The organism is Paenibacillus sp. FSL R5-0623, from assembly GCF_037974265.1.
Classification (GTDB): Bacteria; Bacillota; Bacilli; order Paenibacillales; family Paenibacillaceae; genus Paenibacillus.
Genome location: NZ_CP150233.1, coordinates 4585779 through 4601358 on the forward strand (window position 1 = coordinate 4585779; position 15580 = coordinate 4601358).

Annotated in this window: 16 protein-coding genes; 5 read left to right on the forward strand and 11 right to left on the reverse strand. The window is 46.3% G+C overall.

The genetic code is table 11. The features are described from left to right. The first annotated feature begins 96 nt into the window (after window positions 1-96). Window positions 97-1869: an NFACT RNA binding domain-containing protein gene (locus MKY92_RS20110; RefSeq protein WP_339297411.1), complete on the forward strand. Its 1773-nt coding sequence runs from the start codon at window positions 97-99 to the stop codon at window positions 1867-1869. 194 nt (window positions 1870-2063) lie between these two features. Continuing rightward, window positions 2064-2510, forward strand: coding sequence for a GNAT family N-acetyltransferase (locus MKY92_RS20115; protein WP_101313589.1), 447 nt, complete (start codon window positions 2064-2066; stop codon window positions 2508-2510). 146 nt (window positions 2511-2656) lie between these two features. On the opposite strand, the gene MKY92_RS20120 is transcribed toward MKY92_RS20115, so the two are convergent. The 8 genes from MKY92_RS20120 to MKY92_RS20155 form a co-directional block, all read right to left on the reverse strand. Next, a complete protein-coding gene (locus tag MKY92_RS20120; RefSeq protein WP_339297412.1) occupies window positions 2657-3520 on the reverse strand; it encodes a PHP domain-containing protein in 864 nt (287 codons plus the stop codon). A gap of 64 nt (window positions 3521-3584) precedes the next feature. Then, entirely contained in the window at window positions 3585-4508 is a 924-nt protein-coding gene (locus tag MKY92_RS20125; RefSeq protein ID WP_221825328.1) for a selenium metabolism-associated LysR family transcriptional regulator, read from the reverse strand. 132 nt (window positions 4509-4640) lie between these two features. Then, window positions 4641-5078 (reverse strand): hypothetical protein, encoded by a 438-nt coding sequence (locus tag MKY92_RS20130; RefSeq protein ID WP_017687436.1) that lies wholly within the window; start codon window positions 5076-5078, stop codon window positions 4641-4643. 165 nt (window positions 5079-5243) lie between these two features. After that, the gene (locus tag MKY92_RS20135) at window positions 5244-5507 is read right to left on the reverse strand and encodes a YlbG family protein (protein ID WP_026080981.1); all 264 of its coding nucleotides are present in this window, start codon (window positions 5505-5507) and stop codon (window positions 5244-5246) included. Between the two features lie 30 nt (window positions 5508-5537). Further along, window positions 5538-5975: a YlbF family regulator gene (locus MKY92_RS20140; RefSeq protein ID WP_036614642.1), complete on the reverse strand. Its 438-nt coding sequence runs from the start codon at window positions 5973-5975 to the stop codon at window positions 5538-5540. 152 nt (window positions 5976-6127) lie between these two features. Continuing rightward, a complete protein-coding gene (locus MKY92_RS20145) occupies window positions 6128-7846 on the reverse strand; it encodes a helicase-associated domain-containing protein (protein ID WP_339297413.1) in 1719 nt (572 codons plus the stop codon). 36 nt (window positions 7847-7882) lie between these two features. Further along, the gene (locus MKY92_RS20150) at window positions 7883-9577 is read right to left on the reverse strand and encodes a DNA repair helicase XPB (protein WP_339297414.1); all 1695 of its coding nucleotides are present in this window, start codon (window positions 9575-9577) and stop codon (window positions 7883-7885) included. Between the two features lie 192 nt (window positions 9578-9769). Next, window positions 9770-10939 carry a M20 family metallopeptidase gene (locus MKY92_RS20155; RefSeq protein WP_076250861.1) on the reverse strand — a complete coding sequence of 390 codons (1170 nt, stop codon included), beginning with the start codon at window positions 10937-10939 and terminating at the stop codon, window positions 9770-9772. 210 nt (window positions 10940-11149) lie between these two features. On the opposite strand from MKY92_RS20155, the gene MKY92_RS20160 reads away from it, so the two are divergent. After that, window positions 11150-11497, forward strand: a complete 348-nt coding sequence (locus tag MKY92_RS20160) for a YugN family protein (protein ID WP_074095774.1) — start codon at window positions 11150-11152, stop codon at window positions 11495-11497. A 13-nt stretch (window positions 11498-11510) separates the two neighbouring features. Continuing rightward, window positions 11511-12800: a putative lipid II flippase FtsW gene (ftsW, locus tag MKY92_RS20165; protein ID WP_339297415.1), complete on the forward strand. Its 1290-nt coding sequence runs from the start codon at window positions 11511-11513 to the stop codon at window positions 12798-12800. 128 nt (window positions 12801-12928) lie between these two features. Here the strand turns inward: ftsW and MKY92_RS20170 are convergent, their stop codons facing one another. Continuing rightward, window positions 12929-13291: an Asp23/Gls24 family envelope stress response protein gene (locus MKY92_RS20170; RefSeq protein ID WP_017687428.1), complete on the reverse strand. Its 363-nt coding sequence runs from the start codon at window positions 13289-13291 to the stop codon at window positions 12929-12931. Window positions 13292-13474: 183 nt separating this feature from the next. Here MKY92_RS20170 and cax point away from each other — a divergent pair, with 183 nt between their 5' ends. Further along, entirely contained in the window at window positions 13475-14545 is a 1071-nt protein-coding gene (cax, locus tag MKY92_RS20175) for a calcium/proton exchanger (protein ID WP_253439098.1), read from the forward strand. Window positions 14546-14731: 186 nt separating this feature from the next. On the opposite strand, the gene MKY92_RS20180 is transcribed toward cax, so the two are convergent. Both MKY92_RS20180 and MKY92_RS20185 read right to left on the reverse strand, forming a co-directional pair. Then, window positions 14732-15025 carry a YlaN family protein gene (locus MKY92_RS20180; protein ID WP_036614657.1) on the reverse strand — a complete coding sequence of 98 codons (294 nt, stop codon included), beginning with the start codon at window positions 15023-15025 and terminating at the stop codon, window positions 14732-14734. 225 nt (window positions 15026-15250) lie between these two features. Then, window positions 15251-15496 (reverse strand): HPr family phosphocarrier protein, encoded by a 246-nt coding sequence (locus MKY92_RS20185; RefSeq protein WP_036614658.1) that lies wholly within the window; start codon window positions 15494-15496, stop codon window positions 15251-15253. Window positions 15497-15580 lie beyond the last annotated feature (84 nt).

The window sequence follows — 15580 nt, forward strand, 5'->3', positions numbered from 1 at the left end:
GTTTTTTTTACATACCTGGTTGCACGTTTCAGTTATATAGATGAAGCATTTTGCATGATAAATGCAGATGCTCGATAGAGAGAGGAAGTGGAAAAAATGGCATTGGACGGCATTGTAACACGGGCCATTGTTCATGAACTGCAAGGCTGCATTGGTGGACGTATCAGCAAAATTCATCAGCCGAATGGCCATGACGTAGTTCTCACCCTGCGTGCTCAGCGCGGAAATAGTAAATTGCTTGTTTCGGCAAGCCCAACCTATCCCCGTGTGCATTATACGGAAAAGACATTCCTTAACCCTACGGAAGCACCCATGTTCTGCATGTTGCTCCGCAAGCACTGTGAAGGTGCCATCATTGAGGAGATCCGTCAGATTGGCATGGAGCGTATTATCCACATCAATGTGCGCCAGCGCGACGAACTGGGGGATGTTTCAGTTAAACGGATCATCATTGAATTGATGGGGCGTCACAGTAATATTATTTTGCTTGATCCCGTTACAGGAACGATTCTGGATGGCATTCATCATGTGACTCCGTCCATCAGCAGCTACCGGGTAATCATGCCTGGATTCGCGTATACTGCCCCACCCGAGCAACATAAAAGTAATCCGCTCGAAGTAAGTCGTACGGCATTCGAGGACAGCTATCATGCCGCTGAAGAAGAGGCATCACGCTGGCTTGTGAACTCCTTTAACGGTCTTAGCCCGTTAATTGCGGGAGAGATTGCCTCACGTGGGATTGCTGCTGAAGGCCCAGTGAGCACTCAGGCTGTGGTGGAGGGTGAGAGCCAAGTTGAGGCTGGTGCACTCTGGAACGCTTTTGAAGCCGTGATGGGGCCTGTCAGAGATCATATCTACACGCCTGTAACCGGAATGAACGCCAAAGGCAAAATGATTTTCTCGGCCGTTCATCTTCAGAGTATTCAGGACGTGGAGAAAACCTATGACACGATGAGCAAGTGCATGGAAGATTATTACGGAGACAAGGCTGAACGGGACACGGTTAAACAGAGAGTAAGTGATCTGCTCCGTTTTCTGCAGAATGAGCGAAGCAAGAACATCAAAAAGCTGGACAACCTGAACAAGGATCTGCTGGAAGCGGACGATGCGGACAAGTTCAGACTATGGGGTGAGTTGCTGTTTGCCTCCCTGCATCAGGTCCACAAAGGGGACAAGAGCGTGGAGCTTGTGAACTTCTACGATGAAGACCAAGCCAACATTACCATTCAGCTTGATCCGCTGCTCACACCGTCTGACAACGCACAACGTTATTTCAAGCGGTATAACAAATACAAAAACAGTCTGGCTGTCATTCATGAGCAGCTTGGCAAAACCAAATACGAAATTGACTATCTGGATAACCTGTTGCAGCAGCTCTCTATTGCATCGATGAATGACATTGAGGAAATACGGGACGAGCTTGTGCAGCAAGGATACCTTCGTGACCGCAATAAAAAGGGTAAAAAGAAGAAGAAAAATGACCGTCCAACCGTACACCAGTTCACCTCTTCGGAGGGGATTGACATTCTTGTGGGCAAAAACAACCTGCAGAATGAGTACGTGACCAACCGTCTCGCTTCTTCCAACGACACTTGGCTGCATACCAAAGACATTCCAGGTTCACATGTCGTTATTCGCAGTACGGACTTTGGTGAAGCTACATTGGAAGAAGCAGCACAGCTTGCTGCCTATTTCAGCCAAGCCAAAGAATCAAGCAGTGTACCTGTGGATTACACGTTTATCCGTCATGTGCGCAAACCAAGTGGTGCGAAGCCAGGTTTTGTCATCTATGATCATCAGAAGACCTTATTTGTTACGCCAAATGATGAATTGATCAAAAGTCTGCCATCCACGATCAAAAATGGATAAGGCTATATAGATATAAAAGTAACAAAGACAGAATCCCCTGACCATTAACGGTTCAGGGGATTTTTATGGTTGCATTACTTGTTTGAATGATATGTGAAGCTCAGCTTATTTAGTTTCCTCTTTGAATATTAATTCATTTATATGTATAATAATTCAATTGTGATGAATAAAATTATAGTTAAAGGAAGTGTATCATGACCATACATATCAGAGAAACGCAACCTGATGATCTGAAACCCCTGATGGCATTAATGCATGACTATGTGGTGGGATTCTACAACAACCCGTGGCCTGGTGATCAATCCATCCAGCTTTTGATCAACAACCTGCTTAATCAGCAGATCGGTGCTCAATTCGTGGCAGAAGAGGACGGGAAGCTTATCGGATTTTCCACCCTGTTCTTTACATACAGCACGATGAAAGCAGAGCGTGTCGCCATCATGAATGACCTATTCGTTACTGAAACATTCAGAGAAGGCGAAGCAGAAGCCAAATTATTTGCACACTGTCAGCAATATACGCGTGACCATGGATGTGCATATATGTCTTGGATCACAGCAGTGACCAATGAGCGGGCACAGCAATTATTCGAGCGTCTTGGGGCTACACGTGGCGCATGGGTAAACTATTCCATTACGTAGACTCTTTTGAGCACAAAAAAAGGACATGCAAACATGAAGGTTCAGCCCTATCATACTTGCATGTCCTTTACTCCCTCGATCTAAAATTTATCCAGTAATACAGAATTTATTATAGTCAGATAGAGCGTTGCAACGTCTCGCTTACTCTACTTTTTGCTGTGAAGAGCGGCCTTCAGCCTTTCCAACACATCAATCGTTACGGTCTTGCTACCAAGATCCCCGTGGAAAACAACACCTTGCCGTTCGCCATGATAATCAGATCCACCTGTTTCAATGAGGTCGTATTCCTTGGCCAGCTCACCATACCTGTGTTCCTCTTCCGGGCCATGGTCCGAATGAAACACCTCAATGCCATCTGGACGAGAGTCTTCGATGATACGTCGCACCAATTCATCATCATTATAGAGACCCGGATGGGCAATCACAGCGGCTCCACCTGCGGCTCTGATCCACTTGCACGCATCCTCTGGTGCAACGCGGGGTACAGATACGAAGCCTGGCTTGCCTTCAGCAAGATACTGATCAAATGCATCCCGCATGTCAACAGCGTAGCCTTTTTTCACCAGCACATCGGCCATATGAGGTCTGCCAATACTCTCATCCGGCTCTAACGGTCGTCCCAGCTCATCCAGTACCTCCTGCCAGCTTATATCAATCCCGAGTTCTTGGAGCTTGGCGATAATCAGATGATTGCGCTCATCTCGCGCTTCTCGTAATCCGCGCAACCGTTGCAGGAACTGCTCATCCTCTGTATTCACATAATACCCAAGCACATGAATATCTTTCCCACCAGCACGAGTGCTGATCTCCACTCCGGCAACAACATCAATATCGTACTCTTTTCCCGCTTGTTGTGCTTCCGCTACACCGGCTACTGTATCATGGTCTGTTAGGGCAACCGCAGATAGTCCTTTTTGTTTGGCAAGCTTCACATTATCAGCAGGTGGCTGCATTCCATCTGAAGCCTGACTATGCGTATGAAGATCACAGCGTCCTTGGCGTTGATCCATGTACAACAGCTCCTTTGTGTAAGTCATTTGGATTAAATCTCATCTATCATTGACTTTCCCGCTATTATGCCTTCCCTGTCTTGTGTACCGACTTAGGCTGCTCCTGCTGGCGCAGATAATTCAGGAAAGCGACTGCTGACAGGGGCAACAAGGACGATTTTAGATGGATGGCATAGAACTGCCTTTTGAATTCGAGTCCGCGGATATCCACAATATGAACAAGTCCCAAAGCCAGTTCATGCTGCACCGAAGAAGGAGATAACATCGTAATACCTACCCCTGCCTCAACGGCCGATTTTACCGCTCCTGTACTGCCAAGTTCCATCACTACATTCATATCCTGTGGATCAATCTTTTTCTTTTGCAATTGGTCTTCCATCACCTGACGAGTACCCGAGCCCTTCTCACGCAGCACAAAAGGATAATTCATTACATCCTCAATATTCACTTTGCTACGCTTAGCCAAATCATGTCCAGCAGGTACAATCAGTTTCAGCTCGTCCTGCATGACAGGCTCTACAATCATGTCCGGGTGGTTCACTGGCGCTTCAATCAGACCAAAATTAAGCTGGTGCTTCAATATATCATCCATAATTTGCGTTGTATTCATCACTTTCATGACGATGGAAATATCCGGATATTGAAGTGCAAATGGTCCGAGCATGCGTGGAAGCACATATTCCCCGATCGTTAAACTGGCTCCCAACTGGAGTCGGCCCTGTAACATCTGGGTAAACGCCGACATCGCTTCGTCCGTCTGTCTGACCAGCTCTACACTCCGTTTCGCATGAGGTAATAAAGTCCGGCCAGCCTCGGATAATTCAATTTTTTTGGTGGAACGATGCAGTAACTTGGTGCCAAAATAGTCCTCCAATGATTGAATCTGCATCGTTACTGCCGGTTGAGTCATATGTAATGCTTGTGCAGCAGCCGAGAAACTCCCCTTCTCTGCTACCGTATAAAAAATATGCAATTGGTGAAAATTCATATCTTCGCCCCTCTTCGATTACACTCTCTACATTGTAGCCGATTTCCCGCTTGGCAACAAAAAAAGCATGCAGCTTGTCTGCATGCGATAATCCTTGAATCTATGATTTCAACATATTGAATCTACTCCAACTTACTTATGCTTACGGCTATTTTTGACCAGCGTCATTCTTCTTGAATGTCTTAACCATGAATAATATGACTTCAGGTCCCTTAATTCAATGGTCTCCGACATACGTCCCAGAAACGTAACTACAATCATTTTGTGCAGCGGGTTGCCCGCAATATCATATTCTCCTTCAAGTTCGGAAAATTCGGCGACCACAACCAGATCCTCATCAATCAGGTAGACGTCCTGTTCATTACGGTAGTATGGTGTTATACGGTCCTGCTTCAGACACTCCCATAACCACGCCGCAATATGGTCATCATCACTACGTGCAGGCTCAATACGGTCTGCATACCGCATCTTGGCATGATGGGTAATGACGATGTCGGCCACTTTCTTGTCTCCAAGAGCCACGAAAAACGGCTCGTAGGTGCTCCAACGTTGCATCACCTTATCACGCATGGGAATCACTCTCCACCAGATAGGACTTTCTATCTATTTATTACCAAATATATTACAACATTAGTCCCGCAACCTCAAGGCGTAAGTTTAACTTTTTTTCACAATAGCCAATTTGTGTATAATTCAAGAAAAGAGCGACCCCAAAGGGTCCCTCCAGTTTCTCGTCTATATTCCGTAAAAGCTCGTTTTGTCCATCGTTTTGCTGGCATACTCGGTTTTGATCTCATTACGATACGAGCGTTCGATCTTGCGCACATAGGAAAGTCGCTTCACATTTTTCATCGTATCATCTGCCCGTTCTGCATTAACATACATGACCACATAATGCATACGGCGGGAGATATAATGCACGGTGCCATATTTTTCGAGATTACGGGCAGCTTTCAAATCACTGACCCAAATAATGAATCCTGTCCTTTCCGCAAACATCATCGTTCCCCGCCCTTCTATAATGATTACTTAACTGCAACCACACTTGCCGCCACTACCGCAGCCGCCCTTCGGATTCGGATCATTGCTTGGTACCTTAATGGTCGTTGACACTGCAAATGCAATGGTCTCTGACATCTGGAATAACATATCATCCAGGGACTTCTCTGCCTGTTTGAAGCGGATTACCGCCTCGAAATTTTCCAACTCCTGTTCCAGAGCCTTCACCTGGTCTTTTGCTGCATGATAATCCGGGTGAAAATGACCGAAACGCTGTGTTTCTTCAAACAATTCCTTCTTGGCATTCAGCTTCCGAATCCCCATCTGAATCTCAGGGGTAGTCTCGACTTGCTGCTTCCAATATAAATAATCCGATACTTCGGCAGATTGGTTAATCATGTCGCCCAGTTCATATGCGCCCGTTAACACTTGGGCCATATCGACCGTGTTCATTTCCGCTACGCTCATGAAATATTCATCCTATCTATATATAAAGTTCTACTTAACGTAGACTACCTCATCATAGCATATCCATGAATAGTTAAGAAGAGTTTTTCCTGCAATTAGAAATAGGGGAAACTCGAAAATTCGCCTTTCAACCTGATATTCACGTAAAATAGTCAGGTTATGACATCATCTGGCAGGATAAGACGCATTGTATCCCACTCTGAAGGGGAGAATGTACGCCATTCCGTCTCTGATGCATGTTCACTTGAATCCAACATGCACCAACCGCTTAAAGTCCATTGTTCATGACCCTCTACCTGATGTGGAATGAGGTATTGCGTTTGATTCTCCCGTTGTATCCCCAGCTTGGTCTGCCACTCAATGGCTTTGGCAGCAATCTGTCGGGCGGTTGAAGTATGATATCGACGCCACTCCTTGTACCAGATCTCCGGTATCTCCTCAAATCCCAACAGAGAGAACTTCTTCTCAATGACAGAATGATCACGCTCCAACCCATGGAGAGAAGCAGGGACATCAACCAGACCTTGATTATCGGGTGTGTAGAAAGAAGAATATACACCGCTCAACATATCTTTTTCTAATAACTTCGGATCATCTGCGGAGCCTGTACTTTCCTCCATTACCTCCATACTTCTATCTACAGTCAATGGTGCAGCATCCGTCTCCTTGCCCCAATCTTCTAACGCAATCCGTACGTTCTCTGGTATGCCTGTCAGCGCATATTGTTCGAGAAACTCTATCACTTCATGTAATGCATACCCTCTGGCTAAGGCCGAAATGAATCGTTCTCTTGTCATACGGTAGATGGACATTCGATCACGCGTCACCCGTTCTGCGTATTTCTCCAGCATCCAGATCACATCAGGCCCTGCTTCGGGCGGCGCCAACATTTCAAAATCAGGCTGCATGTAAAATCCACACGGCTCCGCCTCACTTACCATCTCTTGTTCTCGATATAACAGGCTATGCGGTTCGATCAGCCAACGGAATGCCAGCGCTCCCGACTGATCTTCTCCTACTTCACCATAACCCCAGCCAGCCAGTGCGTAGAGCCAGCCCCTGACCCGTGGTTTCAATTCCGAATTCTCTATGTGGCACCATATGTTTTTTTCTGGAGCAAACAATGCCAATTGATAACGGAAATGCTGCAACGCTGGTTCAGCTTCACCGTATCTTTCCATACACGCTTGATATATTTCCCGATGCATCTGTCTCCACGAGAGCTTCAACCATGTTTGTAATCGATGATCTACAATCTGAATTTGGCCATCTGACTTCTGAGCAAGATTCAGACTGAGCAGTAGATCGAGAAGGATAGCTACGTGGGTCGGATACAAATCCGAATGTTCATATCGGATGCCCAGACCTTCAAAATCTGTCGAAGATAACACCGTGATCACACTTAATTTCTGAACACTTTTTTTATGTATAGTGCCCTTCCCTGTCAAAGGAAGTCCTTCTCTTTCGATCCACACGATCAGATGAAGTAGCTCTGCAGCAATATCCGGCTTTCCTTCCTGTAATACATGAGCATGCTGTGCCATCTGTTTAACGGTTATACCCACTCTTTGTGCGTAAGCAATCGTCAATGTGTCCATCAACGAAGCAGAAATATAGAATAATCGCTCCCCCCAACTCTTATATACAGATTCAATCCATCCTTGCTGCCTAAGGTTGGCGAATGAAGAATTGGCTTCTGCGACACTTAGTCCTTCGATGGCCCACTGTTCTCGCGGCAGGAGGGAGGAAAAAGGCTGACCGGCATGTTTGTGAAAAATTGCACCAAGCACTTTTTGTTCTACCAAAGCAAGCTTTGACCATGAATCAAGGTTCAGTACCATAGGCTCATCTATTGGTTCAAATGAAGACATATCCCAATCCCTCCTCTTTTCGCGAGTATAAATGGACTATTCGTTCTCGTGCACAACGGCATATTCATATCCCTGCTCCACCAAGAACAACTGACGGTTTAATGCAAACTCCTGTTCCTTACTATCCTCTGATACCAACGCATAGAAATATGCTTTGTTTTCTCCAGATTTTGGTCTCAGAATTCTCCCCAAACGTTGTGCCTCTTCCTGCCTTGACCCGAAACTCCCGGATATCTCAAGCGCAACAGCAGCATCAGGAAGATCCACAGCAAAATTGGCAACCTTGGATACCACAATCGTTTTAATCTCTCCTTGTCGAAAAGCGGCAAACCATTTGATTCTCTCTTGCTGTGACATGGTTCCCGAGATCAGAGGTGCTTCAATTTCCCGGGCAATCAACTCAAGTTGATCCAGATATTGTCCAATCACTAGCGCAGGTAAATCCCGATGACGTTCCAGCAAACGTTTAACTACACGTACCTTCGCCGGATTCTCGGCAGCCAATCGAAATTGGTGCTTAACCTCAGCTTGCAGATAATTCGATCTTAGTTCCGGGGAAAACGGGATACGTATCTCCTGACATTGTACATCAGCAATCCACCCTTGCTGCTCCAGTTGTTTCCACGGCATATCATAGAGCTTTGGACCAATCAGCGAAAACACATCCTGTTCACAACCATCCTCTCGAACCAAGGTGGCCGTCAATCCCAGTCTTCGCGTAGCTTGAATATCCGCAGTTGCACGAAACACTGGTGCTGGCAGCAAATGTACTTCATCATATATGATCAGCCCCCATTGCCGCTCACTGAGCAGTTTGATGTGGGTAAAATCAGCATCCTTTGATTTCCGGTGTGTAAGAATCTGATATGTAGCTACAGTCACAGGTTTCACCTGTTTTTTCTGACCTGAATACTCACCGATCTGTTCGCTGGTAATCGTGGTTTTGTCTTGAATTTCCTGAATCCACTGTCGCACAGACGTTGTATTGGACGTCAAAATAAGGCATTCACATTGAAGCCGCTCCAGCACTGCCATGCCAATGACCGTTTTGCCTGCCCCGCAAGGAAGTACGAGTAAACCACTTCCTCCCATACCCTCACTGCCTTCGAATGCATCCACAGCCTCTCTCTGGTAAGAACGCAGCGCAAATCGCTCAGAGTGGTCCCCTGGATTATTAGACCGCCAATCAAATGAAAGCTTGGTCCCCTCTCGATACCCCACGTAATCAAGTACGGGGTAACCCAACCGTGTTAATTCCCTTTTTAATAACCCTCGCTGTTCGCCTGGAAGCAGAAGTTCATGAGCGTCCTTGCGTTCCATGCGAAAGGCAGCTATCGTTTTCAATCCACTTAATTCATCCAGCAACCGCTCATCCTCACTGTAAAGACGCATTCTGGTGTGATCTGCTTCGGAATGCAGCCTTAATTTGCCATACTGATCCATGATTCTCCGAACATCCTGTATGAGTGCAGTAGGCACGTTCCAGCGGGATACCAGCTCCAGACTTGCTATAACCTGATCTGAATTCCATCCCAGTGCAGCCGCATTCCAGAGCGATAACGGAGTGATTCGGTAAGTATGGAACGCTGCCGGTGTCTTAACCAGTTCTGAATACATCCCAAGCTGCTCTCTTGCTCTTTCGAATCCGGGGTGCCCAACTTCCAGTAAAACTGTAAAATCTCGCTGAACGATACAAGCATCTGTCCTTACCATATGTTCTGTTTCTTCCATTTGGAGCCTTCCTCCTATCACAAAAAAAGTCCAGTTCCGGCAGCTTCCGAAAATGAACCACTTTAAGTGCATGTTCAAAAAGTCTAGTTTTCAGTACAGAAGAGTGGACTTTTTGAACAACCTCTAAAAAATCCACAAAAAAACATCCTGCCCATACCTCGGTATGAACAGGATGCCCAACTGCATCTAAAGTCATTCGGCTGTGTAACCCTTGGCCATGGCGATAAATAATTTCACGGCCGTCTGCATCGCGTCTTCATCAAAATCAAACATCGGATGATGATGCGGATAGATCGCATTTTTATCCGGGTTGCCTGCTCCAACAAACATAAAGCACCCTGGAACCTTCTGCAGATAATACGCAAAATCTTCCGCTGGCATCAGCATCGGGGATGCTTGCACTCGTTCTGCCCCAAATAATTCTGTAGCCTCTCTGAAGAAACGTGCTGTCTCTTGTTCATCATTCACCACAGGCGGATATCCCATAATATATTTCACTTGCGTCTCTGCCCCATAGGCTGCCCCTGTCTGGGCTACCATGGTAAGCACGCGCTCTTTCATCCCGTTTCGGGTCTCTTCATCAAATGTTCTTACCGTACCGCTCATTTTGCATTGCTCTGCAATTACATTCTGAGCCGAGCCTGCCTGCATTGTACCAATGGTCAGCACCGCCGGTTGTAATGGATCCACCGAACGACTGACAACGGTCTGAAGCTGCATCACAAGCGCAGAACCCGCGATAAGACTATCTATCGTGGATTGTGGCATCCCGCCATGTCCACCTTTGCCTTTGATCTCAATGTAAAAATCGTCCGCCGCCGCCATCATCGGTCCTGCCTTACTGGCAACAACACCTACAGGCAGCGGGGTCCACAGATGAATGCCATATATGACATCCACGCCTTCAAGCGCACCATCCGCAATGACCTGAACTGCACCGCCCGGCAGCAGTTCTTCTGCTGGCTGGAACAAAAAGCGAATCTCGCCTTGGATCTCCTGCTTGTGACGGCTGAAATACAATGCCGTACCGAGCAAGATTGAGATATGACCATCGTGGCCGCATGCATGCATCGCTCCTGCTTGTTGTGACGCATACTCGATATTCTTCTCATCCTGAATTGGCAGTGCGTCCATGTCAGCTCGCAGCATGACGACAGGACCCGGCTTGTCCCCACGAATGGTACCGATGACCCCGTGACCACCAACATGACGCCTCACTTCCACGCCAAAGCTCTCCAACATATCCGCTACAAAAGAAGATGTCTTCTCCTCATGAAAGGAAACCTCTGGATTGCGATGAAGGTGACGCCGCCATTCCACCATGTGGATCTGCAGATCTTCCCACCATATATTATTAGTCATGTCTCTCCACCCTTTCAATCTTAAACGGGACTTGGATCAAGCCCGAACCTTCCTCTTCAAACCTGTTGCTGTATATTGTAGCAGAATTGGAAGAAAACCGATACGAAACGCCTTTGGAAAGCTTGCACGGGAAGGGGAAACATACTATCATGAACTAGAGAAATACTCGAGAAATTATACTCGGAAGCTTATGAGGAGGATCAAACGCTTATGATTTTTGAGAATACAGGCTTGGATGGCTTGAAGAGCGACTTGGCATACCTGGATGAGAGCGCCGAGAAAGTCGGATTTGTCCGGTGGCAATGGGAATATTACCGTGCTACATATGATTACAAAATTGAAGATGAACAAACCAACTCAGAATACTTTGTACGCATTAATACCCGCGCTGTGGAAGGCAAATTGGAAAAACCGGATACCGTTCTTGCTGTTGAAGCAGTATACCTTGGCAAAGCCACTTTCCCTCACGGCCTGGATTATGACTCTTCCGTTCCGCAACCAGTCGTGAAGCTGGCAGCCGAAAAATTACAGCAGCTTAAAGAACTGCTGGAAGCATAGGCTGGGCCAAACGATGAAACAACAAACGGCCCAAACGAAAACGAAGAGAGGCACGCCGGATTTTCAACTGCTAATCCTCACTTTATTGTTGGTGGGCTTTGGACTGGTGATGGTATTCAGCTCCAGTTCCAGCATTGCAATCGCAAGCGAAAGATTTAACAATGATGCCCTTTACTTCACGAAAAAACAACTTGTGTGGGCGATTCTCGGTCTATTTGGCATGTTTTTTGCCATGAATATCCGCTTCAACAAGTACAAAAAGCTCTATGCACCATTTTTTCTGTTCACTACTGTACTGCTTCTCATTGTGTTGGTCGCAGGTAAGAAGGTAAACGGTGCCCGAAGCTGGATTGAAATTGTCGGCTTCAGTCTTCAGCCTGCCGAGTTTGCCAAAATTGCTATTATTCTGTACCTCTCTGCTCTGATTACCAAAAAAGGCGAGAAATTTAGAGTTTTCAAGACAGGGTATTTTCCCGTCCTGTTCATCGTTGGATTCATCGCAGGACTGATTATGCTGCAACCAGACTTCGGTACCACCTTCATCCTGGTGTCCACCTGTGGTCTTTTGATCTATGCCGGTGGAGCCAGTATGAAACATATCCTGGGTTCGATTCTCCTGGTTGTACTCGGTGGGGCACTGGCGTTCGGAGCAAATTCCCTGTTCTCTTCCATGTCTCCTTCAGACACGACGACTGCTGCAACAGCGGTTACTGCCGAGCAGAACTACAAAATTGGACGTATTCAAGCTTTCTTGAATCCATTATCCGATATTAATGGTGGAAGTCTTAACCTCTACCGTTCTCTTGTTGCCATTGGTGATGGCGGCATGACAGGTTCCGGGATTGGACAAGGTACGATGAAGCTGCACTATTTGCCAAATGCATATAATGACTTTATTTTCTCCGTAATTGGGGAAGAACTCGGATTCATCGGAAGTGCATTATTCCTGCTTGTTTACCTGTACTTCATCTGGCGAGGAATTATTGTCTCTCTCCGCTGTCCCGATCCATTCGGAACATTGGTCGGCATAGGCATCATGGGACTAATCGCAATTCAAGCATTTATCAACATTGGTGGTGTAACTCAGACCATTCCGGTGACGGGGGTCACGCTTCCGTTTATCAGTTATGGAGGTACCTCACTCTTTGTGATGATGGTTGCCATGGGCATTCTGCTCAGTATCTCACGCACCAACAATCTGGACGTGATCAAGGAAGAGAAAACGATGTCCGTGACTGTACAGACGCAGACTCGCACCTCTCCTGCTCTTCGTTCACGGGAGTCCATCCGTCGGATTCGATAAAAAACAACAAAAAAAAGGCTGTGCACCCAATGGATGCACAGCCTTTTTGTGTGTACTCAGTACAATTCTGTCTATCAAGATGAAGAACAGGTCAATATCGCTCTGTCCTTCATTGCGGATTGCGAATTCTACAGATCGTCGCCTTTGAAAGATACGCCTTCTACCTTTACATTGACTTCAACCACGCGTAATCCGGTCATGGTCTCTACCGCTTCTCTTACATTCTGCTGAAGCATACGGGAAACTTCATGAATCGGGGTTTCGTACAGGACGATGATGCGCAGGTCAATGGCTGCTTCCAGCTGGCCGACCTCAACGCTCACGCCTTTCTGTACGTTTTTACCGCTGAGTCGCTTCGCCCAGCCCTCTGACAATCCTCCAGACATTGCGGCAATTCCGGGTGTTTCCATTGCAGCCATTCCGGCAATTTTTGCAACCACGTCATCGGCAATCCGGATGTTTCCGCTCTCCAGTTGAAGTTGTTCTGCCATGCCACATCCTCCTTCACTTCGTTACTCGTATTTTAAATCCTTTCCACCCCAAAAAGCAAATTAAACTCAAAAAGATGCGTTTACAACCTACCACCATTTGGTTATATTGAAATATGAAAATAATCTCATAAGCGATTTACATGCAATTCAAAAACAAAATAATTTATAACCGAGGTGTTTGTTGTGAGAAACCGGATTTCATCCATCTTGCTGATTGCGTTCTTTGCACTCAGTGCCATCGCCCACTTCTTGAAATGGGATTCGATTCTACAGTTCGTAATATCAGCCATTTCGGTTATTTTTGTGGCCGGTTTTTTAGGCAAAGCCACCGAAAATGTGGCTCACTACGCCGGACAGCGGCTGGGTGGATTCTTGAATGCCACGTTCGGCAATGCTGCCGAATTGATCATCGCCATTTTCCTCGTTAAAGAGGGACTGTTCGACATGGTCAAAGCAAGTCTGACAGGCTCCATCATCGGAAATCTGTTGTTAGTGCTCGGGTTAAGTATTTTTGCCGGAGGACTCAAGTTCAAAATTCAGAATTATAATGTTTCACTCGCAGGTCTGAATGGTTCCCTGATGATTGTTGCCATCATTGCCCTGTTTATTCCGGCAGTCTTTCTCAATACACATTCCATTACACAGAAAGACACCAATACACTTAGTCTCATCGTGGCCGGATTGCTCATCCTCGCGTATATTGCGTGGTTGCTATTCTCCATGGTGACACATAAGAACTACCTTGCAGACGTCACTGAGGATCGCGATGAAGAGCTACCTCATGAGCATGCTCCGGCGTGGTCCAAGAAAAAATCTATTCTCTACCTGGTGCTCGCAACAGTCATGGTTGCCTTTGTCAGTGAATGGCTGGTGGGCACGCTCGAAGTCTTCACTTCGGAATTTGGACTTAGCGAACTGTTTGTCGGTGCATTCCTTGTGGCCATCATCGGTAATGCGGCCGAACACAGTGCAGCCATCATGCTTGCCATGAAAAATAAAATCGGAGCAGCCGTCGAGATTGCGGTTGGCAGCAGCTTGCAGATCGCACTCTTCGTTGCTCCTGTTCTGATTTTTGTCAGCTACTTCACAGGCAGAACCATGGATATCGTATTTACAACGATTGAACTGGTCGCCATCGGCGTATCCGTATTTATTGCAAAATCCATTACCCAAGATGGTTCAACGAATTGGTACGAAGGTTTACTCCTGCTCGTGGTATATATCATACTCGGTGTATCCTTCTTCCTGGTGTAACCAGGCCCTCACGTAGTCACCACTAAAATATACAAGCCACAAGAGGCAGCCCGAATTTACATTTGGTGCTGTCTCTTTGTTTGTATACGCCTTCCGGCTGGCTTGCATACCCATCCCGTTCAGACGCACAAAAAAAGCATGCATAAACGCCTGCATGCCTTCTATTCTGACCCGCGCATTTGCAGGCTATTGCTCATTCTTCTTGTTCAAGGCTTCATATAGAATTGCCAAATTCCGCTCAAGCGCGCTAACCAGCTGCTTACCTGCACCTTCTGGAAGGAGCCCTGCACGAACAGCAAAATCAACTTCTTTGGAGAACCCATACATCTGTGTATCCAATACTTCCTCATAGAGAGGGCAGTAGCGGGTAGCCAGATTCTCCATCTGTACTTCAATAAGCTTCTGTATTTTATCTGCATCTTCTTGAAGAAGACTGATCGCTTTCAAACTCAGCTGGTCCTGCAGATCAGATGAAGTCATGCATTTTTCCCCCCTATGTCCCAAAAATCGCGTAAAGACGTTCTACCTCTAATATTAGACGAAATGAAGAGCTAATACAAGAACCTGACCAAAATAAGCCCGCAAAGTTAAGCCATCTGTTGGAGCTTAATCCACCTGTTCCAGTCACGTCCAGACGAGTATTCAGATCATTCCATGCCAAAAAACACCCCTGCCTAAAAAGGCAAAGGTGCTTCTTGAGAGCTATTACTCAGATGCAATGCTTACATTCAGTCCATGCTTGGCAAATACTTCTGACATGGCTGCTTTTGCTTCAACTGCATCTGGACCATGAACATGCAGTTCATAGCTGTGCGTGCTAATCAGCGTTGTAAACAATCCGAGAATACTTTTTACATCGATATACTTGTTCTCCGAATGAAGCACGATTGAAGAAGTAAACTTGCCTGCTGTTTGAGCAATTTCCACTACAGCCGCGTTATTACTCGACATAGGAATCCCTCCGTCTTTTTACTATTGGTATCATCTATTAATTACCACTACATGATACCGTGAATCCGCTTTCCTAGCAACAGC